The sequence below is a fragment of the Massilia sp. TWP1-3-3 genome (genome assembly GCF_049897805.1).
In the GTDB taxonomy this organism is placed as follows: domain Bacteria; phylum Pseudomonadota; class Gammaproteobacteria; order Burkholderiales; family Burkholderiaceae_D; genus Telluria_A.
Genome location: NZ_JAFCWX010000033.1, coordinates 1 through 23,212, shown reverse-complemented (window position 1 = coordinate 23,212; position 23,212 = coordinate 1). Strand labels below are relative to the sequence as shown.

Sequence of the window (23,212 nt, the reverse complement as noted above, 5' to 3'; positions counted from 1 at the left end):
CGTTTACTGACCGAGCGTCAGCGTTTTCATCAGCAGCGCCTTGGCTGCATTCATGGTTTCCACATTGGTCTGGTACGACCGGGAAGCCGACAGCATATTGACCATCTCATCGACCACGTTCACGTTTGGCATCGCCACATAACCCTTGTCGTCAGCCAACGGATGTTTTGGATCGTATACCTGTTTCAAAGGCGACGGATCGTCGATCACCTGCTGAACCTTGACGCCGGTGCCGCCGCCTTCGGTCTGCACGGCCTCGAAAACCACCTGTTTAGCCCGGTAAGCCTGGCCAGTGGCGCTGCTGGCGGAATCGGCATTTGCAAGATTGCTGGCAACGGTGTTTAACCTTTGCGCCTGTGCACTCATGGCCGAACCGGAAACATTAAAGATATTAAAGAGCGACATGATCAAGAACCTCCCTGGATCGCGGTCAGCATGCCGCGGATCTGCATATTAAGAAACGTGACGCCCGCTTCGTAGCGCAGGGCGTTGTCGGCGAACTGATTGCGCTCGACATCCATGTCGACCGTGTTATTGTCGGCGGCGCCCTGGGCCGGCATGCGGTACTGCACCGGCGTGCCGTTGGGCAGGTAGTCGCCTCCGCCGCTGATCGGCATGTGGGCCGGCGCCGTCTGCGCCAGTACGCCGGCCGGCGGGGTGCCGCTGTTGCGCGCCACGACCGCCTGCAAGGCGCTGGCGAAATCGATGTCGCGTGCCTTGTAGTTGGGCGTGTCCGCATTGGCGATGTTGGACGCGAGCACTTGCTGGCGCTGCGCCCGCAGCCCCAGGGCCGCCTCGTTAAAACCCATGTATTCGTTGAGTTTGCCAATCATGTCGTTCGCCTCGCGTTCGCCTCGTTATATGACAGGACCGATAGTACGTGGGCTTGGGGCTTGCTAATCGGGCGATCAAGATGGGTAAACGGCGGCTGTTCATCACTTCGGGCCCCTCGCGCGAGGCCTATCATCGCGTCACTAGATAAAGGCGCCCACCATGAAAACCCTGTTGACGATCTTACTGTTCCTTGCCGCACCGTTCGCTCTGGCCCAGGCGCCGGCACGCCAGGACCTGGAGTCGCTGCGCCAGATGGCGCAGCAATATCTGGTCACCCAGAGCGCCGGCCTGCCGGGCAAGGTGACGGTCACGGTGGGCGCGCTCGACCAGCGCATGAACCTGGCCGCCTGCCCCGACCCGCAGCCGTTCCAGCAGCCGGGCGCGCGCGCGTGGGGCAAAACCACGGTCGGCGTGCGCTGTCTGGCGCCTACTGCCTGGACGGTGTATATTCAATCGCAGGTAAGCGTGCAGGCCGAGTACGTGGCCGCCGCCACGCCACTGGTGCAGGGCCAGACCATTGACGCGTCGCAGCTGGTGATGGTCAAGGGCGACCTTGCGGCGCTGCCCAACGGCGTGCTGACCGATATCGCGCAGGTCGTCGGGCGCACCAGCAGCATGTCGGTGCAGTCAGGGGCGCCACTCCGCGCCGACCTGCTGCGCAGCAAACCGGTGGTGCAGCAAGGCCAGGCAGTGCGCGTGGTGTCGGGCGGCGCCGGGTTCCGGGTGACGGCCGAAGCGCGCGCGATTGGCAACGCCAGCGAAGGCCAGGTGGTGCAAGTGCGCACGCCGGCCGGGGCGATTATCAGCGGCGTGGCCAAGGCCGGTGGATTGGTGGAAGTTGTTTTCTGAATATTTCAGGAAGTAGACGCAACAATGCTGCCGGTCGCGCTAAAGTTTACGGGGATGGCGCCGTAATAGATGCAGACCATGGAGTTTCCACTCCGCGCAGAGAAGGATGATGCCGTGAAAATCAACGATACAATCAAGGGTGGCCCTGCATTGGCGGCAGCAAATACGCCAGCACACAGCGCCAAAAACGCCGAAAAAGCCAGCACCGCAGGGCCGGCCAGCACCGACAGCGTACGCTTGTCGTCGCAGGGGCAAGCCATGTCGGCGGCAGCGAGCAGCACGGGCGTGTTCGACACCAAAAAGGTCGAGCGCATCAAGCTGGCCATCGCCGATGGGCAGTTCAGTATCAATTCAGAGAAAGTCGCAGACGGCTTGCTGGAAACAGTGCGCGACCTGTTGCATTCCCGCAAACGCTAATTGAAGCGACGAAGGCGAGCTTTTCATCATGTCCACGGCCAGTGCACACACCACGCTGCAAGACGAACTAAAACTGATCAATTGCTTGATCGACCTGATGAAACAGGAACAGCAATGCCTGGTGGCCGCCGATACCGACGGCCTCGGCACGCTCACGCCGCGCAAGACCGAGCTGGTTGAACAGCTCGGCACCCTCGCCGCCCAGCGTCACGCCAGCTTGCAGCAAGACGGCTGCGACGGCTCCGAAGCGGGCATGCAGGCGTGGGTGAAGCGGCTGAACAATCCCGCGATCCAGGCCAATTGGCAGCATGTGCTGGAAAAAATGCGCGCGGCGAAAGAACTGAACCGCATCAACGGCATGCTGATCAACAAGCAAATGACCCACAACCAGAATTTGATACAAGCCATGCGCACGCCGTCGCATGCGGTCGATACGGGGTTTTATGGCCCCAGCGGGCATGCGACGCCGGTCAGCGGGAAGCGGCCGTTGGTGGTGGGATAGAACTGACTTGCTACATTCAGGAAAACCGGCCGCGCGCCGGTTTTTTTGTATCCAGGACCCAACAACATCGTGCTCGCGCACCAGAACGATGTAACGCTGCTGCATGACTTTCGCAAGGGCGATGGAGACGTTCCTCCACCTTGCGTGACTAAATTGACACATTTCATAAATCAACTTTACTTCTGCGCGTGAATCCGTGAGTATCAGTCACGGGTTTCCGGTATAGACAAGTGATATTTTGTCACGGCAACTTCTATAAAAAGCTGCACGCCAGCGCCGGCCACAAGCTGGTCAATGCGCGATGCGGCAAACAACACGACTCATCTTCGGAGGAAAACAATGAATTGGAATAACGTAGGCAAGGCAAGTGTTGCAATCGTCGCAGGCGTGGCATGCATCGGCGCACACGCAGCGTCCAAGCACGGCGTGACCGCCACCGTGGCGGCCGAGAAAAGTTCGCTGGGCAAGAACGACAACGTCACCGTTCGCCTGACCATCACCAACACCTCGGCTCAGCCGCAAATGGTCTTGAAGTGGCATACCGCGTTTGCCGAGATTGAAGAGTCGCTGTTTGAAGTGACCCGCGACGGCGCCAAAGTTCCCTACCTGGGCGCCCACTACAAGCGCGGCACGCCAACGGCGTCCGATTACTATCTGTTAAAGCCGGGCGCCTCGCACACGGTACGCGTTGAACTGTCGGACATGTACGACATGAGCATCACGGGCCAGTACACGATTGCTTACAAGGCAGCGTCAGTGAACCTGTTCGGCACCCACGAGAAAACGGTTGGCGAGATCACCTCGCCGGTGGCATCGGTATGGATTGACGGCGCCCAGCCGCGCGGCGCCCAATCGATCGCTGGCAAGGCGCCGGCAGACACCGGCAATTCACTCGCCGCACTGTCGTTCAGCAAGTGCACCGCCGCCCAGCAGGGCGAGATCACCCAGGCCATCGGCGTGGCCAGCGGCTATGCCAACAATGCCACCAGCTACATGGGCGGCGCGCTCGGTGCTCGCTACAGCAAGTGGTTCGGCGCCAGCGACGCCGGCCGCATCGCACACGTGAAGGCCAATTACACCGCCATCAAGGGCGCGTTCGACAGCAAGCCGATCACGGTCGACTGTGGCTGCAAGAAGACCTACTACGCGTATGTCTACCCGAACCAGCCTTACAAGATCTACGTGTGCAAGGCGTTCTGGACGGCGCCGATGAGCGGCACCGATTCCAAAGGCGGCACGCTGGTCCATGAAATGAGCCATTTCACGGCCACCGCCGGCACCGACGACTGGGTCTACGGCCAGTCGGGCGCGGCCAGCCTGGCGATCAGCGATCCTGCCAAAGCGACCGACAATGCGGACTCGCACGAGTATTTTGGCGAGAACACGCCGGCGCAGAACTGATCAGCCGTGCTTCACGACAAGCCGGCGTCCTTGTGGGCGCCGGTTTTTTTTCGTCTCGCCGGCAGCGCTGAACCAACTGTGGAAATAATGTTACACCGCTGGAACGGTCCACGACAAACATTTGTTTATTTGCCCTTGTAACCGTTCAAAATTTAACAATCCATTGTCACAGTGCTCAAGCCAGATGTGACAGTAACAACTTGTTTTCATAGCGGGCTCGTTAAAATTTCTTTGGAGAACCAACAAAAGTTAAAAACATTAAACATTCGCCTATTTGACACAATTACCGATGATTCAACGTTTACTCGGCATCCGGGTTTATGTGACGATGAATTGTTGAGCTCGGTTTTATATGCATGACGGCTCAGCGGACAACGACAACCACATATACTTCACGGAGCAGAAATGAACTTGAATACATTGGTAAAAGCTGGCGTATCGATTGCTACACTCGCAGCATGTTTCTCCGCACAGGCTGCATCTAACGGCGTGACCGTCAGCATTGCACCGGAAAAAAATTCGCTCAAAAAAGATGACGACGTTGTCATGCGCGTCACCATCACCAACACCTCGGCCAGCCCGCAGTACGTGCTCAAGTGGCATACCCCGTTCTCCGGGATCGAAGACCATATCTTCGAAGTCACGCGCGATGGCGTGGACGTGCCCTACCTAGGCCGCCACTACAAGCGCGGCGCGCCAACGGCCAAGGATTACTACCTGCTCAAGCCGGGCCAGTCGCACACCAGCCGGGTTGAACTCTCGTCGGTCTACGACATGAGCGTGACGGGCGACTACGCCATCAAATACCACGTTGCATCGGTCAACCTGTTCATGCCGAGCAAAGGCTTGCCAAGCATCTCCGCCGCACCGGTTGGCGCCAACGTCGACGACCTGGCATCGGCGCCGGTATCGATGTTCATCGATGGCCGCCTGCCGCGCGGCACCGTGGTTGGCACGCCGTTCGAGCTGGCCAAGCAAGGCGCGGGCACCCCGGGCGCGATGAGCCTGGCCACCACCGGCTGCACCGCGTCGCAATCGAGCTCGATCACGTCGGCCATCAGCGCGGCCAAGACCATGGCCAACGGCGGCGTCAGCTACCTGAACGCCGGCACCAACGGCACCCGCTACAAGAAATGGTTCGGGACCTACAGCTCGACCCGCTACGCGACGGCCCGTTCGCACTTCACCGCCATCAAGGATGCGCTCGACAACAAGCCGATCGTCGTCGATTGCAGCTGCAAAGAGTCGTACTTCGCTTACGTGTACCCGACCCAGCCATACAAGATCTACGTCTGCAACGCGTTCTGGTCGGCGCCAACGAGCGGCACTGATTCCAAAGGCGGCACCCTGGTGCACGAGCTGTCGCACTTTAACGCCGTCGCCGCCACGGACGACCGCGCTTATGGCCAGTCGGCGGCAGCCAGCCTTGCCATCAGCAACCCGGCCGGCGCGCTGGACAATGCGGACTCGCACGAATATTTTGGCGAAAATTCGCCATTCCTGAACTAAGGAAGCACACTTCTTTCCCGGCTTGGGAATTTTGGCGGCGCCGTGCGAACGGCGCCGTTTTTTTATGTGGGCGCGTCGTCGCAACGTCGCGCGTGCGCGCTGGGGCGCTTAGCGCGCGGGTCCGAAAGTGAAGGTCACCGAGGGAACCACGGCCGCCGACAGGGCCTCCATCTTGGAAGCATCGCCAAGGTAGCCGCCCGTATAACTGAGCTTGTAGGTATGCCTGGGCTTGAAATCATAGCTGCGCGTGATGTCGATAGCGTGACTGATCTTGTGGCCTGGTTTGACGGCGATGAAGTCATCTTTGGTGAACGGGCCGCGCTTGACCATGGGGCCGGTGTAATCGACCTCGGCGCCGGTGGCCGCATCGGTAATGGCGAACTCGCGCCGGAAAATCTGCTTGTCTGCATACACGGCCTTGGGCACGTAGACCGGCTTGCCGCTGGCGTTGTCCAGCGTGAGCTTGACCACGACCTTGCCCCCGTTGGCGTCAACCTGCAACTGCTGTTTTATATTATTCATGCCACCATTCACGCCACCATTCATGCCGCCTCCTGCGTGGGCCACCAGCGGCAGCGCCAGCAGCACCGCCATCATCGATTGAATCAACTTGTTCTCCCCAGGTTAATAGGTGCGCACCTCTTTCGGCGAATCGGGCACCGCCGACAAGATGGTGACGGTGACGCGCCGGTTGCGCGCCTTGCCTTGCGGCGAATCGTTGGCCGAGACCGGCATGTTCGATGCGCGTCCAACGGCCGTCAAACGCGCCGGCGCCACGCCGCTGTCGATGAACAAGCGTACCACGCTGCTGGCTCGTACGGCGGACAGTTCCCAGTTCGACGGGTAGAGCGCATTGGCGATTTTGGTGTCGTCGGTGTGCCCTTCCACCTGCAGCGCGTGGGTGTCGTTGCGCAGCACCACGCCAAGGGCGCGCAGCGCCTGGGCCGACTCGGGGGCCAGACGCGCCTCGCCCGGGTCGAACAGCACGCTCGCGTTGATCTCCACCGTCACGCCCAGCGCGGTCTGGGTCACGCGCACCTTGCCTTCCTTGACCAGCGGCGCCAGGGCGGCCGACAAGTCCTTGGCCAGCTTCTTGAGCGCTTCGGCCTCGCGCCGCAAGGCTTCGTTGCGCTTTCTCATGGCGGGCGTATTGACGGGCGGGGCCAGCGTGGCCATCGGCGCCACCTGGCCGGGCACGCTGACCGCTTCGTGCTCCTTGCCGGTGAAGGCTTTGTCGAGCGACAGCGCAAAGGCCTTGTACTTGCCTTCGTTGACCACGGAGATGGCGTACATGACGACGAAAAACGCGAACATCAGCGTGATCAGGTCGGCGTAGGAAATGAGCCAGCGCTCGTGGTTGTCCGGCTCTTCGGCAAACCGTTTGCGCGCCATGAATCGTGCTCCCTACGCGCGCGAGAGCAGGCTGGCGACGCGCTCTTCGATCACGCGCGAATGGTCGCCGCCGGCGATGTCGTGAAAGACGTCGGTCAGGATTTCATACTGCGTGACCGTCTCGGCGATGATGTTTTTGAGCTTGTTGGCGACCGGGTAGTAAAACAGGTTGGCCAGTCCCACGCCATACACGGTGGAGACAAAGGCGACGGCGATGCCGCTGCCCAGCTTGGCCGGCTCGGCCAGGTTCTCCATCACGTGGATCAATCCCAGCACGGCGCCGATGATGCCGATGGTGGGCGAGTAGCCAGCGGCCGACTCCCAGATCTTGGCTGCCTGGCGCTCCGAAAATTCGTAGGCCGTTACTTCCGTTTCCAGCAGGCCGCGCACCTTGTCGGGCGCGATCCCGTCAACCACCAGGCGCAAGCCTTTCTGGATGAATTTGTCCTGCGACTTGAGCATGAACGGCTCGAGCGAAAGCAAGCCGTCGCGCCGCGCGTGCAAGCTCCATTGCGCGATGTCGCGCGCCAGGCGCGTGCGCTGCGACTCGGGCGGGCGAAACACCCAGCGCAGCATGTGCACGCCGCGCAGAAAGGTATGCCGTTCGGTCTGCAGCAGCACCGCGCCAAAGGTGCCCACGACCACGATGATGAAGGCGGCCGGCTGCACCAGCGAGGCGAACTTGCCCCCTTCCATGCCGTGACCGAGCAGCAGCGCGGCCAACGCGAGAACAATCCCCGCTACGCTGGCCCAGTCCACGCCTGCTCCCGTAGTGTCGCGCGCAGGCGCGCCACCGCTTGCGTATGCAATTGCGATACGCGTGATTCGGACACCCCCATGACGGCTCCAATTTCTTTGAGATTTAATTCTTCTTCGTAGTAGAGCCCCATCAGGATTTTCTCGCGCGGGGGCAAGGCGTCAATGGCGTCGATGACGGCCTGGCGAAAGTCGCCATCCATGAGCGAGCGCAGCGGGTCGGCGTCGTCCACCGCATAGCGGTCCAGAAAACTGTCGTTGCCTTCGCTGTCGTGGAAGTCTTCGTAATACACCAGTTGGTGGCCGCCGCCGTCCGAGAGCATGTCTTGGTAGTCGGCCAGCGAGAGCTTGAGCGACTTGGCCACTTCCGATTCGGACGGCGCGTGGCCCAGCTTTTGCTGCAGCGCGCTCATGGCCGCTTCAATTTTGCGCATGTTTTGGCGCATGGAGCGGGGCAGCCAGTCGGACGAACGCAATTCGTCGAGCATGGCGCCGCGGATGCGCAGCACGGCATAGGTTTCAAATTGGGCGCCGTGGGTTTCCTCGTAGCGGGAAATGGCGTCCAGCAGGCCGATCATGCCAGCCTGGATCAGGTCGTCGACTTCCACGCTGGCGGGCAACTTGGCCTTCATGTGGTGGGCAAGCCGCTTCACCAACGGCATGTGCTCCGTCAGTAAGTTGTTCTTGTCGGTTTTGCCTTTGACCGTGTACATGTTTACCGTAAAGTTTTATGAGCCAAAATGGGTGCTTCCCCCTGCTCGGCCTAGCGGCGCCATGCCCGCCATGGCAAACCGCCCTGCCAGCCGGCGAAACGCGACGGAGGCGCCCGCCAGCGGGAACGCATCGACCACCGCGCGCCCGAGGCGCGCTGCGCGCTGCAGGTATTCATCGGCCGGCACCGAGCCCATCGACACAAGTTGTACCGCAAGGTAACGACTTGCCGCAGAGGACATATTATCGTATACCACCTTCGCCTCCTGTTCGGAAGCCCCGGTCACCAAAATACCGTAGGGACGGCGGCCCAACTGTTGCGAAAGGCGCTTGATGAGGCGGTAGGCGGCCGTGATCGACTCGGCGCTGGTGGATACCTGGACCACGATTTCGCAGTTGCCCATGATGGGGACGGGAAAGCTGTCGCGGCTGTCGAACTCGCCGTCGACAATGACGATGCCGCTTTGCTTGACCAGCACATCGAACGTCTTGGCCAGGCGGCGCGCATCGTCCGCGCCGCTGCATGCGCGCCGGGTGCGCGCCATGCTGACCACGCCAAAGCCTTGCGGCACCTGGTTGATGACCTGGTTCAGGCCGCATTCCTGGCGCGCCACGTTCAGCAGGCTCGAACCGCGGTCCACGCCCAGGCGCTGGGCCACGCCGTATTCCTGGTCGCAGGCGTCGACGATGACGACGTCGTTGCCGGCGCGCGCCAGCGACGCGCCCAGGTTGACCAGCATGGCGCCCTTGTCGTCCTGGGCGGTGGCCGATAAAAACGTGACGATGCGCGGCTTTGGCCCGGCCAGCATCCTGCGCAGGCCTTCGGCCTGGTCGAAATCGAAATTAGCCAAGGAACACCTCGCGCAGGCTGCGGTCATTGTTGGCGTTGGTCGCGCCGGCCATCAGGAGCGGCAATTCGGCGTCCGCGTACTGGGTGGCGGCGTCGCCCTTTTTGAGACGGAAGGCGCGGTCAATCAGCATGGCGCGGTCGGCCAGGTGCAAGTCTTCGGGCACGCGCTGGCCGTTGGAGATGTAGAACAGGTTCAGCTTCTGGCGGATCACGACGTCGAGCACGTTGCCGAGCGAGGCCGCTTCGTCCAGCTTGGTCATGATTGCCCCCGCCAGACCGCTGCCCTGGTAGGCGCGCACCACTTCGTTGAGCGTTTCGTTGGTGGACGTCGAGTTCAGGCACAGCAGGCGCTTGACGTCCGCGCCGGTGCCCGACAGCATCGCCACCTGCTCGGCCACGTTGTGGTCGCGCTGCGACACGCCGACCGTGTCGATCAGCACGGTGTGCTTGTTGCGCAATTCTTTCAGGGCGATGCGCAGGTCCGATTCATCCTTGACCGAGTGCACCATCACGCCGAGGATCTTGCCGTAGATGCGCAACTGCTCGTGGCCGCCGATACGATACGCGTCGGTGGTGATCAAGGCCAGTTTTTCAGGGCCGTGGCGCATCACGCAGCGCGCCGCCAGTTTGGCGGTGCTGGTGGTCTTGCCCACGCCGGTGGGGCCGACCAGGGCGAAGACGCCGCCCTTTTCCAGGATTTCATTTTCGTTGGCAATGGTGGTCAGGTTGCGCGACAGGACCGTCTTGATCCATGCCAGACTCTGTGCCTCATCTTTTCCCGACGGGAGTTTTTCGATCAGGTAGCGCGACAGGCTGGCCGAAAAACCGGCCGCCAGCATCTCGCGCAGCACGCTGGTTTTTTGCGGTTCGCGCTGCGCGGTCGTGCTCCATGAAATTTCGGCCAACTGGGTTTCCATCAGGCCGCGCATGGCGCGAATTTCGCTCATCATGCCGCTCATTTCGGCCGCCGCCGTGTCTTTGGCCTGGGCCAGCGCCTGCTGCATCATCGACGACATTTGGCTGGCCATCAGCGACATGTCGAAGTGGCCAGGGACTGCAGGTAGCGGAACCGCGGCTGCCGGCGCGTAGCGGTTGGCGTAGGACTCGGGCGGCAGCGACAGGCTGGGGCGCGGCTGCGCCATTTCCGTTTCATGCGCGGGCGAGGCCATCGAGGCGACATCGTCGCTGGCCAGCGCCAAAATTTCGACCACGCCGTCGAGCGGGCGGTTCGACAGGATCACGGCATCAGGCCCAAGCGCGTCGCGCACCTTGCGCAGCGCTTCGCGGGACGTTGCTGCGGTAAATTTTTTGACGTTCATTGTCGACTCCTGGGTACGGCCGGCGTGCTCACATGAGGCATTGACCGATTCACAGGATGGATTATTGACGATGCCGAACGGAAACCATCAGCGGAGAAGGACGGGGAAACGGGGTCACTTCAACGTTAGTCATTTCCTGATGGAAAAATGACAATCCTGTGCGACAGGATTTTGGAGAAAACAGCATGATGGGCGCATGGAAAAGCTCAACTACGTGTACATATTGGACAGCGCGCCGCACTTGTTTATTGGCGTCACTGGCGACTTGGAAAAGCGCGTCGCGCAGCCGCGCAGGAAGCTGGTGTGGTTTGAACCGCATGCCGATTTGCAGACCGCCGTTGCCCGCGAAAAACAGCTCAAGAAGTGGAATCGGGCGTGGAAGGCGAAGCTGGTGACGAACAATAATCCGGAGTGGCGTGATCTGTATCACGACTTTGCACGATAGGCTTATCGCTTCGATCGGGGCCACCGTTGCGCTCCATGCAGCAGGCGTAAGAGCTCGATGCGCCCGGCCTTTGGCTTCACGCGATATACGGCAATAAAAGGGGTGCCGCTGATGACCAGTTCCCGCGTTCCGCGCATGCGACCGGTGCGGCCCATCTCCGGATGGTCGGCCCGCAGGCCGACCTGTTTTGCGCTGCAATCGCGCTGCTCAACGGCCGACTTGATACTGTCATGGGCAATGTAGTCGAGTTGCGCGTCGCGATCATGAATTGCCCGGTCCAGCCATACCAGTTTCACACTGCGTTCGCTGTAAACCTCTTGACCAATGCGGCCTGCTTCGTCGCCCAACTCGTATTCGCCTCATCATTTGTCACCCATTCGGCGCTCGGATCATCCGCCTCTGCAATGGCTTGCCCGACCTCTTCACGGAACCACTTGTCATGACCGGCTGCTTCGTGCGCATTGCGCAAACGCGTGGCGGCATCGGCGCGCGATGTGACGCCGGCAACAGCGACGTCGCTATGATTGGTCGCATCTAAAAGTTCAAAGCGAGCAATCCGCAGTTCCCGTTTCAGGTACTCCACACAGCGGTCCAGGCTGCGCCACATGCGCGGCTTGTCCGTCCGCTGTACGCAAAGGGGCTTTTCTTGCGTACCAAGCTTCAATATGACCGACCAGCCGCCGGGATGGCCGATATGCAAATACACCTCTCTTTGTCGCGTGACGTTAGCCATCAATCTACATTCCCGCACCCACCAGGCTGGTTACGCGGATCGTCTTGGTCTCGGGAATCTCATTGTGGGACAACACCTTCAGCTGCGGCAGCGCGCGGCGCAGAAAGCGCGAGAGCATCGCGCGCAGCGGCCCCGGCACCAGCAGCACTGGCGTCAAGCCCATCTGCTCCTGCTGGTTCGCCGCATGGCCCGCTTGCTGTGCGATGGTGTCGGCCAGGCCCGGTTCAATGCCGGCGCCCTCGCCCCCTGCCCCCAACGCTTGCATCAGAAGCCGCTCGAGCCGGTTATCGAGCGTCATCACCGACAATTCATTGGTGCCCGGGAACAGCTGCTGCACGATCGCGCGGCCCAGCGCCACCCGCACCACGGCCGTCAACTCGGCCGGGTCCTGGGTCTGCGGCGCGTACTCGGCCAGCGCCTCGATCACGCTGCGCATGTCGCGGATGTGCACGCCTTCAACCAGCAGGTTCTGCAACACCTTCTGCAGGCTCGACAATGACAGCATCTTCGGCACCAGGTCTTCCACCAGCTTCGGCGTTTCTTTGGCGATATGGTCCAGCAGCGACTGCACTTCGGCGCGGCCCAGCAATTCGGATGCATGCGACGTGATCAAATGGTTCAGGTGGGTGGCCACCACAGTGCCCGCATCGACCACGGTGTAGCCCATGTTTTGCGCTTCATCCTTCAGACTCGCATCGATCCACACGGCAGGCAGGCCGAAGGCGGGATCGGTGGTGACCAGGCCCGGCAAGGTGCCGCTCGCCATGCCCGGATTGATCGCCAGGTACTGGCCGCTGAGCGCTTCGCCGGCGCCCACTTCCACGCCCTTGAGGGTGATCCGGTAGGAAGAAGGCTTGAGCTCGAGGTTGTCGCGGATGTGCACGGGCGGCGCCAAAAAACCGACTTCCTGCGCGAACTTCTTGCGGATGCCCTTGATGCGCTTGAGCAGCTCGCCGCCTTGCGACTTGTCGACCAGGGGAATGAGGCGGTAGCCCACTTCCAGCCCCAGCGTATCGACTGGCATGATGTCTTGCCAGCTCGCTTCTTCGCTCTCCGGCGTGGCCGTCGGCGTTGGCGCGGCTTCCTCAATCGCCTTGGGCGCCTTGCGCTTCTTGCTGACCAGGTAGCCGGCGCCAATGAGCGAACTTGCCAGCAGGATGAAGACAAAATTCGGCATGCCCGGGATCAGGCCCATGCCCCCAATGATGGCGCCGGTGATGTACAGCACGTCCGGCTTGGCGAACAGCTGGCCCACCAGCTGGGTGCCGATGTCCTGGTCGGAGGCCACGCGCGAGACTACGATACCGGCGGCGGTGGAAATGATCAGCGAAGGAATCTGCGCCACCAGGCCGTCGCCGATGGCCAGCAGCGTATAGGTTTCCAGCGCCTGGCCAAACGCCAGGTCGTGCTGCAGCACGCCCACCAGCAGGCCGCCGATGATGTTAATCACGGTGATCATGATGCCGGCCACGGCGTCGCCGCGCACGTACTTGGAGGCGCCGTCCATGGCGCCGTAGAATTCCGCTTCCTGGCCCACTTCCAGGCGCCGCCGGCGCGCTTCGTCTTCGGCGATCAGGCCGGCGTTCAGGTCGGCGTCGATCGCCATCTGCTTGCCGGGCATGGCGTCGAGCGCGAAACGGGCGCCCACTTCGGCGATCCGGCCGGCGCCCTTGGTGACGACGGTAAAGTTAATGATGGTCAGGATGATGAAGACGATGATACCTACCGTGTAATTGCCGCCGATCAGGAAGTGGCCGAACGCTTCGATCACCTTGCCCGCCGCCGCGCCGCCGGTGTGGCCTTCGGTCAGCACGATACGGGTCGAGGCCACATTGAGCGACAGGCGCAGCATGGTCGAGACCAGCAAAATGGTGGGAAAGGCCATGAAGTCGAGCGGCTTGACCGTATACAGGCTGGTCAGCAAGACGATCACCGCCAGCGCAATATTAAAGCTGAAGAACACGTCGAGCACGAACGCCGGCAGCGGCAGGATCATCATCGACAGCAGCAAGATGATGATGATCGGCGCGGCCAGGGCGTTGCCGCCGCCCTTCATTCCGGCCATCCAAGTTGGCATCTTCATGGTGCAGCTCCGTTATTCGTATCAGGTGGATTTTTTTGCGCAGCCGGGTTTAGCGGGTCAAGCTCGTCGGGCACCGCCAGGCGCGTGGGCCGCTCGGGATGGGCCGCGCCACCCTGTTTGTAGGCACGCAGCTGGAACACGTAGGCCAGCACTTCGGCCACGGCCGCATACAGCGCTTCGGGAATTTCGTCGCCGATCTCGGTATGCTTGTGCAGCGCGCGCGCCAGCGGCGGCGCCTCCAGCAGCGGTACATTGTTTTCCCTGGCCAGTTCGCGAATTTTGGCGGCCACCTCGTCGGCGCCTTTGGCGACTACGCGCGGCGCCCCGCCGGCGCCATCGGTGTACTTGAGCGCGACGGCGTAGTGGGTTGGGTTGGTGACGATCACGTCGGCCGTGGGGACGTCGGCCATCATGCGGCGCTGGGCCATCTGGCGCTGCAGCTGGCGGATCTTGGCCTTGATCTGCGGATTGCCGTCGGACTCTTTCGACTCCTGGATCATTTCCTGGCGCGTCATCTTCAATTTGTTCGCGTAGTGCCACATCTGGTAAGGCGCGTCGATCGCCGCCACGATGCCCAGGCCACCCACAATGTAGAGAAACGCCTTGCCGACCAGGCTGATCGTATGCGCCACGCCGCTGCCCAGCGGCTCGAGCGCGAGCGTCATGACTTCATCCTTTTGGCTCTTGATCACCAAATAGGCGACGAAACCGATGACCAGCGTCTTGGCAATTGCCTTGCCCAGTTCCACCAGCGCATTGGTGGAGAACATATTGACCAGGCCCGTGGCGGGGTTGAGCTTGGAAAATTTGGGCATGAAGCCGCTGGGGGTGAACAACAAGCCGCCGATCAACAGCGGTGACGCGACAGCGACAAACATGATGGCCAGCGCCAGCGGCAGGCAGGCCAGCATGACCTGGCCAACGTCGCTGGCCACCCGCATGATCAGCACGTTGGTATCGAATACTTGCTCGCGATTGAGGGAAAGGCCGGACACCATGCTGGCATTGAGCTGCCGAACCAGGCCGGCGCCGGTGAGCCACAGGCCGGCCCCGGCCGTCATCAGGACGACAAAGGTCGACAGCTCGCGCGAGCGCGGCACATCGCCTTCCTTGCGCGCGTCTTCCAGGCGTTTGGCTGACGCGGGTTCGGTCTTTTCTGCGTCGCTGTCTTCTGCCATCATCGACTCCGGTTAACAGAAGACATTATTGGTCAATTTTCTTGCAGGCAATCTCCGGAACAGGGGTGGGAAGGCGGCCTTGTTCATGCAACACGGGCAAAAAACCCTGTCCGGCTCGCGTTTTGGTCCACAAACAACACGTATCGGCGCGAACAGCGACGCCAAAATGAAAAGGTTGCTATCATCCCGTTACTGCTAAAGATATGACCATCTTTGAATTTTATTATGTAAGCAATTCATACATTGCTATAATAAAAGACTGATGGTGTTATATTTGAAGATGTACAATTTTTAACGAAAAGGGTTTCATAATGAAGAAAATTATCTCCGTAATCGCCATGATGGCTTTCGTGTCGGGCCAGGCTTTTGCCCAGGCGACTCCTGAAACCGCACCAGCAGCTCCAGCAGAAGCGCCAATGGCTGCTCCTGCTGCTGCTACCCCAGGCCTGTCGGTCGCTGCAATGATTTCGATCGGTGTAGCGCTGGCAGCTGTTGCTGCTGTTGCTTCGGACGACAGCGAGACGCCAGCGTCGCACGCTGCGACAGTTCACCACGCTCGTCGTTAATTAGAGGGGCCTTGCGCCCCTCTAATTGAAAAGCCGCCCACCCCGCTAACGCGGGCTGGGCGGCTTTTTCTTGGCTGCCTCTATTTTTTGACGGTCAGGCCCTCAAAACCTGGCCTGATAAGACACGCTGATCTCCTTAGGACCGGGAACCACGGACAACTGCGATTTGCTGTTGTCACGCTGCCCCTTCCACAGCAATGTACCGGCTGCGTAGCCGATGATGCCACCGGCCACGGTATCGGAAACCCAGTGCTGCCGGCCTGCCACGCGGCCCATGGCGCTCACGGCCGCGACGCCGTACAGCCATGGGGCATCATACTCTTGCGCGAATGGCGTGACGGCGGCGAACGCAATTGCGCTATGCCCGGAGGGGAACGAGGAATTGCTGCGCGACTGGCCCTCGCCTGCGCGCTGCCACGGCCCGCGGTTCTCGTAGGGGCGAGCGCGATCGACGGCATATTTCCCTACCGCAGCCACGCCAAGCGAGGCCGCGACTGCCTCCAATGAAATGATGCCCGTGTTTTGCATGCGCCCGTCGCCCATGGCGACGGCCACCCCCGAGGTAGCGAGCAGCGCGATCGGCATGTTCTTGCCGAAATTCCCCCAACTGCGCGCCAAGCGTGTCTCGGCATGCTTGCTGACGTACTTGTCGACCGGTTTATCGAGCAGCGCACTAGCCAACACGGCGCCGGCGGCCGCGCCGGTACCGTAGACCCAGTCGGCCAGCGGCGGGGAACCGGCGGCGGACTGCGCGAGGCGCATGCGGAACGCTGGCCACGGATTTGGCGCGGGCAGGTCGGGCTGGCTCACTGCCGGCAGGTTTTGTTCGTCCCGCCGCTCGCCGAAATTGCCCAGGCCATCGTAGTTGTACATATCGCGCCGCGGCTGTTCAACCATGGAATACAGGTCACCGGGCGAGGCGACCATCTGGCCCACATCGCGCGTCCACGGCGAAATGGCGAAGCTGGCTGTGGACTGCGTGTCGGCCGCCAACATGCTGCGCAGAGGGATGGACATGAAAATGCCCTTGTCGTGATAAGGACTGGCAGGGGTACCGGGGCTGGTGATGTCATTGCCGTTGGTTTTGGCGTACCACGCACCGACCTCGACACCGGAGCGGAAGCGGCGCTTGAATTCAAGCCGCACCCCTTCATCCCTGGCAAGGAAGCGGCCGGCGCGCGCAGTGAGCTCCATGTTATATGGAAGGCGGTAATGCAGTGAGCCGAGTGCCGTGACAGCACGGTAATCGCGTTTGTCCAGCCATCCCTTGAAGCCGCGCTGCTGCAGTGCGTCGACGGCGAAGTCTGCGGCCCAGCGTGCATCTTGTGGCAGGTACAGCACCTGGCCGCCAACGCCGCGGTACATTTCTTCGTAAAAACCGCCCGAGAGGCGCCCGTACCAGCGCTCGGCCGGGCTGAAATACTGGTTCACCATCAGCCGGTTGAGCTTGAGTTTTCCGCCCCTCGCATACTCTGCAACATCGCTGCGCACATGGGGCAGCAAACTGTTGGAGTTCTGAGTGACCCCCGAAATGCTTTCCAACAGGGTCAGGCGGAACGCGCTGCTCAGGTACAAGCCGCTACCCAGGCGCCGATCATAGTTGGCCGCCACGGCCAGGTCGTAGCGCAAAGCGCCGCTGGGGTCGTTAAAAAAGAAGCCAAGCTTGGGCGCGAACCGGACCCGGTTGTTTTCGCGGTCTTCGGAACTGAGTTGGACCACATTGCCCTCGCGGCCAGCATGCACCTCCAGCCCCGTCTGCTCGTCGATCGCGGCTGCCAAAGCCGCGCGGTCGGCCTCGACCTTGTCATCCGCATTTGCATAGCGCACCAGTACCGTCTTGAGAAAAGCGTCGCGCGTGCCAAGTCCCCCCAGGTAGTCTGCCAGCACACCCATGTCGATGAATTCGTAGGTCGTGATCGGCTGTTCGAGCCTGGTGTAAGTGATGTGCAGCGAGCGTGTTCCCAGCGGGGCGAAGGCAAGTGCAGTGCGACTGGCGCGCCCGACGGCGCGTCCCATCTCCGAGATGCGGGTATTGGTCAAGGAAATTTTCATCGTGGTGCCGTCCTGAACCACGCGCACGTTCTTGAAGTTCTGCTTGACGAGGGCGCTGATCAAAGGCGCTGCGGAGCGCGGGTCTGCGCGCCACTGTTCGGCCGACAGGCGCACTGGCGCCACTTTCGGCTTGTAATAGCCCGGCTCGGCGACCTTGGGAATGAATTCGCGCTGCGACAGGGGAACGCTGGCAAATACATTGGCACTGAAATGGTCGCGGTGGCGCGCCACCTGCGCACCGAGCCAGCCCCAGCGGTATTCAAGGCCCAGCACAGGGCCATTGCCGCGCGTGCCGGCTGCCGTCTCGCCACTCCTGAAATCGCGCGTGTAATCATTGGCATCATACTCCGCCACGACGCTCCAGCCGGGCGCCTTGACGGAGCGCCAGCGCAGACCCGCAAAGGCGCCGTCGGGGCGCTTGTTGCCGTAGCCGACGCTGGCCTCGATATTGTTCGCCGCACCAAACGTCTTGGTGGCCACGACGAACTGACCCTTGAACAGTGCCGTTCCTTGGACGTCAGTGGCCCCCACGGCAACGGCCGGCCACCAGGAGCGCTCCTCCAGCAGACGCAGTTTGACATCGATGACCTTGTCTTTGTAGCGACCGTAATTGCTACCGTACTGGCCTTCAAGATTGGTAAAGCCGGGAATCCCGCTTACCGACACGTAGCGACCGTTCACTTGCAAGAATGGCAGGACGGTCGATGTGACCCACAGCGAACCGTAGGGCTGGTCGTAGCTGTAACCCATGCTGAAGGTGCCGTCCTGCTCCACCACGGCGCTCGGCATGGTGACGTAGCCGGACAGGCCGTGCACGGTGGGGGTCGCTGCCAGCGCGTTGGCCATGCCGAAAATGAGCATGCCGAGGCCGGGATATTTCATGGATTTCAAGGCGAATAACAAGGCGGATAACCTGTAAAATGCCGTGCCCCGCCACACTTCCACGCGGGGACGTCAAGGTGAACAAACAGAAGCGGCCCGGACAATGCACGGAGGCCTTGGGCAATTCGCGATTTTATCACCGATTACCCAGGCAGAAAAGAATCCCGCCGGCGTACCGCGCGGCGGGCAACGCAAAGTTGGCAAGACACGGTCAGCTAAAAGAGTGGCACGAACGGATGCATTTGACGATTCGACAGGACAGCACGCCCCAAGGGTATAATAGTGGCAGTTCATTATGCTGGGTGATGCGCTCGAACCACACTTTGCGAAGTAACAGGAGCGAGTCAGGCGTGCTCACATATCCGTGCTGAACTTTCAGATAATATTACGCCACGGTTGAAAAAGATTAAATTTTCCTGAACCAATCTGTGTCGATACCAGAAGTAATAAAGGCGATGGTAACTGATTGTTCGCCCATTGGAAGAGACGCACCAACCTACGCGAACTTTGAGGTCGTCGTTCCGGTTCAATCCGGTCGTGCCATGCGCAAGCCTTGATTGTGCTTTAGTCAATGCCTGCCTTGTGAAGTAGCAGGTGCGGCTTGACGCCCAAAACTGGCTTAGTTACAACACAAATGCACGATCGAAACAGCGCCAGAGCCGCTTACCAGTGTTGCAGCACGCGTATCTCCAGGACGGACAGCGTTTTTGCTCGCTGGGCGCGCTGCCGTTGCCGGCAGGCTCGCTGGCATGTCGCTGCACTTACTTTTAGAGAAAAATATGAAACCGACCGAACCATTCTTCCTGATAAAAACAAAATGGTATTGCAAGAATGAGGCGGAAAAATGGTTGCTGATGGCGGCCGATGTGATCGCGGTGCTGCTGGCCTTTTCCCTCGCCGCGATTGCGCTGTCGATCCCGGCCCTGGCCGATCCCCTGCGCCAGCACCGCTGGAACATCCCGGACCAGGTGGGTGTCAAGACTTCGATCGCGCTGCTGATCATGACAGTCGGGGCATTCTGGGCCAAGGGCCACTACTCGAAGCGGCGCCCGTATTCCAATGAAGTGCGGGAGGTGCTCAGCACGGTCACCGTGCTGGCCCTGGTCGATGTGGCGCTGGTGTTTTTCGGCCGTTGGGACATGGCGCGCGGCGAAATCGTGGCCACCTGGCTGTTCGCGCCCTGTCTGATGCTGCTCAATCGCGCCCTGCTGAAGAAATTCTTGCGCCGGATCGGTGGCTGGCAGCGCCCCATGGTCATCATCGGCTACGGCGACAACGCCCTGCAGACCGCACGCGCCTTCGACGACGAACGCATGATGGGCTATACGCTTACCGCGTTCGTGGTCCCTGACGATCGCGAACGTAAACTCGACTCCTACACGAGCCGCAGCGGGCGCCTGATTCCATGCGTCACGCTGGGCGCCGCGCCCGAACGGACCCTGGCCCACCTGGGCAATCCGCACATCGTGCTGGCCCTCGAACAGGGCGGCATTGAAACCTACCAGGAAATCATTCAGCGCCTGGGCCGCTACAGCCAGAACATGCAAATTGTGCCGTCGGTGCGCGGGTTGCCGCTGTACGGCATGGAAGTAAATCACTTTTTCGCGCACGAAGTGCTGCTGCTAACAGTACGCAACAACCTGGCGCGGCGTTTTCCACAACTGGTCAAGCGCCTGTTCGACCTGGTCGTCTCGCTCTCGGTGCTGGTGCTCGGTTTTCCGGTGCTGCTGTGGATCGCTGCCAAGGTGGCCGCCTCTGGCCAGCCCGTGTTCTATGGCCACCAGCGCATTGGCCGCCATAACAAGCCCTTCCCTTGCTACAAGTTCCGCACCATGGCGCCAAATGCGGACCAGCTGCTTGCCGACCTGCTGGCGCGCGATCCTGAAGCGAAAGCCGAATGGGATCGCGACTTCAAGCTCAAGAACGATCCGCGCGTGACGTCAATCGGCCATTTCCTGCGCAAAACCAGTCTCGACGAATTGCCGCAGTTGTGGAATGTGCTCAAGGGAGAGATGAGTCTGGTCGGGCCACGTCCCGTCGTCGAGGCGGAACTTGAGCGCTACGGCAACCAGGTCGATTACTATCTGGAAGCCAACCCGGGCATTACCGGCCTTTGGCAGATCAGCGGCCGCAATGACATTTCCTACGACGAGCGGGTATTTCTCGACGCATGGTATGTCAAGAACTGGTCGCTGTTCTCGGATATCGTCATCCTGTTGAAAACCGTCAAGGTCATCTTCAAGAAAGACGGCGCCTATTAGTCGCGCCACACGCGCTGCCGGACTTGCGAGTCGAAATTCATGCGTACCGATCAAATGCAGCTAGCTTGACCAGCCATGCGGGCAACAGCAAGCGATCAGGCGGCATGCTGGTCGCCTCCCTTGGGTCCGAGATGTTGCTAAGCAAACGCCTGACTCACTAGCAGCAGCAGCGTGGTATCGGCCGCCAGGCATGCCCCCAGCAGCCAGATCAGGCGCTGACGCTCACGGGCCGTAAGCCTTTCGCGTCCTTCGCCCCAAGGTGGAGAATTGAACTCGCTTGGTATGCCGAACTCGCTCATGACACTCTCCTTTTTTTCTGAAGGAAACTCAGTCTAGGAAGCTTGCCGACGGGCGATGTTGACGTAGATCATGAAATCCCGAACTGTCCCAAATACTTTTCTTGCCCCCTAGTCGGGCGTGGCTCGCGTCATTCACTTGCACGCGCTCTTCGACCAATCCGGTGCACTGCCGCAAGAACTCCTGTACGCGCAAGCGCATTGCACCCTTCGATGGTCAAAGGGATACCCGCCGGCGGGGGTGTATGCTCCTTTGGCCAGCGCTTATGACAGCGCTAGGAAGGGAATTTTGAGTCGATTGGGGTGGAGGATTTGCCCGCCCATCGGCGAGTACGGATTCGACGCAGCTCAGGCAGCGGAGCCGGCGCCGTGCGAGGGCAGGTGTCGCCAGGCTGCGGGTCCACCCGTCCTAGGTTTCAGGTTGGAACTTATCAACGCCATTCCCACGAAAGCCGGATGTAACGAGCTTGTCCTGTCATTGAGCGAATTTTTGATGACTGCGCGCGCGTCTGCGCCGTTCCTGCGGACCTGCCCCCGTCGCCCCAGCCAAGCTGTCGGCCGCCGCAACGGCGACGTTTGATTCATGCAACGGCTGGTACGCGAAGACGTCGAGAGGGATACCGGAGCGTTGGTCAAGGCGGTCGACAGGATTTTGCGACCTGCGCCCTCCAGACAAGGGGGGCAGAAAACGGTATTGTCCGATTTCGGGACTCCAAATTGTTGGTCGCGGCGAATACTTCGCCATGCATTGGAGCGGTGAGCAAGCAGGATGGTACCGCGCTATCGAGGCACTCCTATTTATGCTGGTGGCCGCGGTGGGTGAACCGGTGTTGCGAGAGCAGGAACATCAAAATCCGGCTGTTGTCCAGCGCGATAACGAGCGGTGCTTCTCTTGCCTAGTCGAATAAATGGCTCTTCCAACAGCCTAAATGAAAGCAATGCCAAGATAATAGTCGATGCCATGGTCCCGCTAATCATTGCGTACGGGGGTAATTCCATGTGAATTTTCTTCAAAACAAAAATTATCGCGCGATACGCGATCGGGTGAAGTAAATATACGCCGTAGGTGATGGCACCGAGGTGGGTAAGTGGCACCCCGATAATCTGCGGAATCTGAACGGTATTTTTATAAAATGCAAATACTAAAAGTACGGAGGCCAAGCTGAACACCACGCGCCCGGCGCCAGAAACGATATGAATTTGGTCGCCAACCGCAGGATAGAAGATAAACGTCGCAAGGGCGGCCACGAAGCACATCAGGTTGACGCGCGTGCTGACAACCAGGTCCTTGGTATTGTAGTAGATCGCTATTCCCGCGCAGTATAGGAACAGGTTATTGAACGGATTGATGTATTGTACCCACTGGTCGGCGAGCGACTTGTCGACCGTAAGTAGATTTGTTGAGAACCAAAGTCCGACCACACAGGCCAGCCCCGTCAGGAGGTTGCCACAAGCCGCACGCGTGTTGTAAGCCCATATGAATAGAGGAGTGAACGCGTAATACACCATCTCATTTCCAATAGACCAGGCGCCAACGTTAATGTACGCTGACGGCTGCACAAAGCCGAACGAGGTGGTGAGATTGAGCAGAATCACCAGCTTATTTGGAGACTGTCCCGCTAACAGTGCTGCGCCTGTCGCGAAAACTACGGCGAACCACAGCAAGGGCCAGATCCGGAACACACGCCTGACGAAGAACCTCATGGACGAACCGGCATCTTCAATGTATTTGTGATACACCACTGCCATGCTCAATCCGGAAAGCACGAAGAACATCGAGACGCCATAGATCCCCAGCCGCCCCAGAGTCGACGACGAGTCAAGTGAGAACAACTCCCATCCAGTGAGGTGGTAGGTCATTATCGCAAATGCAAGTAGACCGCGTTGCCAGTCCAAGGAGTCAATTCTATTCATGGGGCGAATATATCATGTGGGTAGATTTTGCATCATACCCGGTGGGTATGATCTGTCGGGCATTCGTGCCCCGCGAACGGGCCGGCACCCACTAGTCCTAACGGGCACCCGCCCGCACGCACCAATCCACCCAAGTTAAGACCTTTCAACAGTTTTTCTGAGTCATCTTCTTGTGTGGTTTTACGCCGGGCTTCCTGGGCTTCGAACGATTCTCTCGATGGCGATAGGTCTTCCCGGCAATTAGCCGCAGCAGGTCGCGCAG

Annotated in this window: 23 protein-coding genes; 8 read left to right on the top strand and 15 right to left on the bottom strand. The window is 60.4% G+C overall.

Annotated elements, in window-relative coordinates:
• Positions 1-3: 3 nt before the first annotated feature.
• Positions 4-405 carry a flagellar basal body rod protein FlgC gene (gene flgC / locus ACP7D4_RS23695; RefSeq protein WP_426104765.1) on the bottom strand — a complete coding sequence of 134 codons (402 nt, stop codon included), beginning with the start codon at positions 403-405 and terminating at the stop codon, positions 4-6.
• A 2-nt stretch (positions 406-407) separates the two neighbouring features.
• Entirely contained in the window at positions 408-833 is a 426-nt protein-coding gene (gene flgB / locus ACP7D4_RS23690) for a flagellar basal body rod protein FlgB (protein WP_426211677.1), read from the bottom strand.
• Between the two features lie 160 nt (positions 834-993).
• On the opposite strand from flgB, the gene flgA reads away from it, so the two are divergent.
• From flgA to ACP7D4_RS23665, 5 genes are all read left to right on the top strand, one after another.
• Complete coding sequence (flgA, locus tag ACP7D4_RS23685; protein ID WP_426211675.1) at positions 994-1,683, top strand: flagellar basal body P-ring formation chaperone FlgA; 690 nt, start codon at positions 994-996, stop codon at positions 1,681-1,683.
• A gap of 114 nt (positions 1,684-1,797) precedes the next feature.
• On the top strand, positions 1,798-2,100 hold the full coding sequence (flgM, locus tag ACP7D4_RS23680; protein ID WP_426104687.1) for a flagellar biosynthesis anti-sigma factor FlgM: 303 nt from the start codon (positions 1,798-1,800) through the stop codon (positions 2,098-2,100).
• A gap of 28 nt (positions 2,101-2,128) precedes the next feature.
• The gene (locus ACP7D4_RS23675; RefSeq protein WP_426211673.1) at positions 2,129-2,602 is read left to right on the top strand and encodes a flagella synthesis protein FlgN; all 474 of its coding nucleotides are present in this window, start codon (positions 2,129-2,131) and stop codon (positions 2,600-2,602) included.
• Between the two features lie 339 nt (positions 2,603-2,941).
• On the top strand, positions 2,942-4,003 hold the full coding sequence (locus ACP7D4_RS23670; RefSeq protein WP_426211671.1) for a M35 family metallo-endopeptidase: 1,062 nt from the start codon (positions 2,942-2,944) through the stop codon (positions 4,001-4,003).
• Positions 4,004-4,408: 405 nt separating this feature from the next.
• Complete coding sequence (locus ACP7D4_RS23665; RefSeq protein ID WP_426104692.1) at positions 4,409-5,512, top strand: M35 family metallo-endopeptidase; 1,104 nt, start codon at positions 4,409-4,411, stop codon at positions 5,510-5,512.
• Between the two features lie 108 nt (positions 5,513-5,620).
• On the opposite strand, the gene ACP7D4_RS23660 is transcribed toward ACP7D4_RS23665, so the two are convergent.
• The 6 genes from ACP7D4_RS23660 to flhF are packed head-to-tail and all read right to left on the bottom strand — an operon-like array spanning position 5,621 to position 10,540.
• Complete coding sequence (locus ACP7D4_RS23660) at positions 5,621-6,121, bottom strand: hypothetical protein (RefSeq protein ID WP_426211669.1); 501 nt, start codon at positions 6,119-6,121, stop codon at positions 5,621-5,623.
• 15 nt (positions 6,122-6,136) lie between these two features.
• The gene (gene motD / locus ACP7D4_RS23655; RefSeq protein ID WP_426211667.1) at positions 6,137-6,904 is read right to left on the bottom strand and encodes a flagellar motor protein MotD; all 768 of its coding nucleotides are present in this window, start codon (positions 6,902-6,904) and stop codon (positions 6,137-6,139) included.
• A gap of 12 nt (positions 6,905-6,916) precedes the next feature.
• On the bottom strand, positions 6,917-7,663 hold the full coding sequence (locus ACP7D4_RS23650) for a flagellar motor protein (protein WP_426211665.1): 747 nt from the start codon (positions 7,661-7,663) through the stop codon (positions 6,917-6,919).
• Entirely contained in the window at positions 7,645-8,373 is a 729-nt protein-coding gene (locus ACP7D4_RS23645; protein WP_426211663.1) for an RNA polymerase sigma factor FliA, read from the bottom strand. Before ACP7D4_RS23645 ends, ACP7D4_RS23650 begins: the two co-directional genes overlap by 19 nt.
• A gap of 15 nt (positions 8,374-8,388) precedes the next feature.
• Positions 8,389-9,222 carry a MinD/ParA family ATP-binding protein gene (locus ACP7D4_RS23640; RefSeq protein WP_426211661.1) on the bottom strand — a complete coding sequence of 278 codons (834 nt, stop codon included), beginning with the start codon at positions 9,220-9,222 and terminating at the stop codon, positions 8,389-8,391.
• A complete protein-coding gene (gene flhF / locus ACP7D4_RS23635) occupies positions 9,215-10,540 on the bottom strand; it encodes a flagellar biosynthesis protein FlhF (RefSeq protein ID WP_426211659.1) in 1,326 nt (441 codons plus the stop codon). The genes ACP7D4_RS23640 and flhF overlap by 8 nt, the downstream gene beginning before the upstream one ends.
• Positions 10,541-10,736: 196 nt before the next feature.
• Between flhF and ACP7D4_RS23630 the strand changes: the two genes are divergently transcribed.
• Positions 10,737-10,985 (top strand): GIY-YIG nuclease family protein, encoded by a 249-nt coding sequence (locus tag ACP7D4_RS23630; RefSeq protein ID WP_426104704.1) that lies wholly within the window; start codon positions 10,737-10,739, stop codon positions 10,983-10,985.
• Positions 10,986-10,987: 2 nt separating this feature from the next.
• Here the strand turns inward: ACP7D4_RS23630 and ACP7D4_RS23625 are convergent, their stop codons facing one another.
• The 4 genes from ACP7D4_RS23625 to flhB are packed head-to-tail and all read right to left on the bottom strand — an operon-like array spanning position 10,988 to position 14,979.
• Positions 10,988-11,281, bottom strand: coding sequence for a type II toxin-antitoxin system RelE/ParE family toxin (locus tag ACP7D4_RS23625; RefSeq protein ID WP_426211657.1), 294 nt, complete (start codon positions 11,279-11,281; stop codon positions 10,988-10,990).
• A complete protein-coding gene (locus tag ACP7D4_RS23620) occupies positions 11,278-11,718 on the bottom strand; it encodes a hypothetical protein (RefSeq protein ID WP_426211655.1) in 441 nt (146 codons plus the stop codon). Before ACP7D4_RS23620 ends, ACP7D4_RS23625 begins: the two co-directional genes overlap by 4 nt.
• 4 nt (positions 11,719-11,722) lie before the next feature.
• Positions 11,723-13,801: a flagellar biosynthesis protein FlhA gene (gene flhA / locus ACP7D4_RS23615; RefSeq protein ID WP_426211654.1), complete on the bottom strand. Its 2,079-nt coding sequence runs from the start codon at positions 13,799-13,801 to the stop codon at positions 11,723-11,725.
• Entirely contained in the window at positions 13,798-14,979 is a 1,182-nt protein-coding gene (gene flhB, locus ACP7D4_RS23610; protein ID WP_426211652.1) for a flagellar biosynthesis protein FlhB, read from the bottom strand. Before flhB ends, flhA begins: the two co-directional genes overlap by 4 nt.
• Before the next feature lie 311 nt (positions 14,980-15,290).
• Here flhB and ACP7D4_RS23605 point away from each other — a divergent pair, with 311 nt between their 5' ends.
• The gene (locus ACP7D4_RS23605) at positions 15,291-15,545 is read left to right on the top strand and encodes a hypothetical protein (RefSeq protein ID WP_426211650.1); all 255 of its coding nucleotides are present in this window, start codon (positions 15,291-15,293) and stop codon (positions 15,543-15,545) included.
• A gap of 102 nt (positions 15,546-15,647) precedes the next feature.
• Here the strand turns inward: ACP7D4_RS23605 and ACP7D4_RS23600 are convergent, their stop codons facing one another.
• Positions 15,648-18,479, bottom strand: coding sequence for a YjbH domain-containing protein (locus ACP7D4_RS23600; protein WP_426211648.1), 2,832 nt, complete (start codon positions 18,477-18,479; stop codon positions 15,648-15,650).
• Positions 18,480-19,228: 749 nt separating this feature from the next.
• Between ACP7D4_RS23600 and wbaP the strand changes: the two genes are divergently transcribed.
• Complete coding sequence (wbaP, locus tag ACP7D4_RS23595; protein ID WP_426211646.1) at positions 19,229-20,740, top strand: undecaprenyl-phosphate galactose phosphotransferase WbaP; 1,512 nt, start codon at positions 19,229-19,231, stop codon at positions 20,738-20,740.
• Positions 20,741-20,877: 137 nt separating this feature from the next.
• Here wbaP and ACP7D4_RS23590 read toward each other — a convergent pair whose 3' ends face one another.
• Both ACP7D4_RS23590 and ACP7D4_RS23585 read right to left on the bottom strand, forming a co-directional pair.
• Positions 20,878-21,039, bottom strand: a complete 162-nt coding sequence (locus ACP7D4_RS23590; RefSeq protein ID WP_426211645.1) for a hypothetical protein — start codon at positions 21,037-21,039, stop codon at positions 20,878-20,880.
• Between the two features lie 795 nt (positions 21,040-21,834).
• Positions 21,835-22,950: an acyltransferase family protein gene (locus ACP7D4_RS23585; RefSeq protein WP_426211643.1), complete on the bottom strand. Its 1,116-nt coding sequence runs from the start codon at positions 22,948-22,950 to the stop codon at positions 21,835-21,837.
• Positions 22,951-23,212: the final 262 nt, after the last annotated feature.

What these genes read in the sequence shown, in the direction of transcription:
- flgC (WP_426104765.1), bottom strand. Translation starts at nt 405, where the DNA reads ATGTCGCTCTTTAATATCTTTAATGTTTCCGGTTCGGCCATGAGTGCA.
- flgB (WP_426211677.1), bottom strand. Translation starts at nt 833, where the DNA reads ATGATTGGCAAACTCAACGAATACATGGGTTTTAACGAGGCGGCCCTG.
- flgA (WP_426211675.1), top strand. Translation starts at nt 994, where the DNA reads ATGAAAACCCTGTTGACGATCTTACTGTTCCTTGCCGCACCGTTCGCT.
- ACP7D4_RS23675 (WP_426211673.1), top strand. Translation starts at nt 2,129, where the DNA reads ATGTCCACGGCCAGTGCACACACCACGCTGCAAGACGAACTAAAACTG.
- ACP7D4_RS23670 (WP_426211671.1), top strand. Translation starts at nt 2,942, where the DNA reads ATGAATTGGAATAACGTAGGCAAGGCAAGTGTTGCAATCGTCGCAGGC.
- ACP7D4_RS23665 (WP_426104692.1), top strand. Translation starts at nt 4,409, where the DNA reads ATGAACTTGAATACATTGGTAAAAGCTGGCGTATCGATTGCTACACTC.
- motD (WP_426211667.1), bottom strand. Translation starts at nt 6,904, where the DNA reads ATGGCGCGCAAACGGTTTGCCGAAGAGCCGGACAACCACGAGCGCTGG.
- ACP7D4_RS23645 (WP_426211663.1), bottom strand. Translation starts at nt 8,373, where the DNA reads ATGTACACGGTCAAAGGCAAAACCGACAAGAACAACTTACTGACGGAG.
- flhF (WP_426211659.1), bottom strand. Translation starts at nt 10,540, where the DNA reads ATGAACGTCAAAAAATTTACCGCAGCAACGTCCCGCGAAGCGCTGCGC.
- ACP7D4_RS23630 (WP_426104704.1), top strand. Translation starts at nt 10,737, where the DNA reads ATGGAAAAGCTCAACTACGTGTACATATTGGACAGCGCGCCGCACTTG.
- ACP7D4_RS23620 (WP_426211655.1), bottom strand. Translation starts at nt 11,718, where the DNA reads ATGGCTAACGTCACGCGACAAAGAGAGGTGTATTTGCATATCGGCCAT.
- flhA (WP_426211654.1), bottom strand. Translation starts at nt 13,801, where the DNA reads ATGAAGATGCCAACTTGGATGGCCGGAATGAAGGGCGGCGGCAACGCC.
- flhB (WP_426211652.1), bottom strand. Translation starts at nt 14,979, where the DNA reads ATGGCAGAAGACAGCGACGCAGAAAAGACCGAACCCGCGTCAGCCAAA.
- ACP7D4_RS23605 (WP_426211650.1), top strand. Translation starts at nt 15,291, where the DNA reads ATGAAGAAAATTATCTCCGTAATCGCCATGATGGCTTTCGTGTCGGGC.
- ACP7D4_RS23600 (WP_426211648.1), bottom strand. Translation starts at nt 18,479, where the DNA reads ATGAAATATCCCGGCCTCGGCATGCTCATTTTCGGCATGGCCAACGCG.
- wbaP (WP_426211646.1), top strand. Translation starts at nt 19,229, where the DNA reads ATGTCGCTGCACTTACTTTTAGAGAAAAATATGAAACCGACCGAACCA.
- ACP7D4_RS23590 (WP_426211645.1), bottom strand. Translation starts at nt 21,039, where the DNA reads ATGAGCGAGTTCGGCATACCAAGCGAGTTCAATTCTCCACCTTGGGGC.
- ACP7D4_RS23585 (WP_426211643.1), bottom strand. Translation starts at nt 22,950, where the DNA reads ATGAATAGAATTGACTCCTTGGACTGGCAACGCGGTCTACTTGCATTT.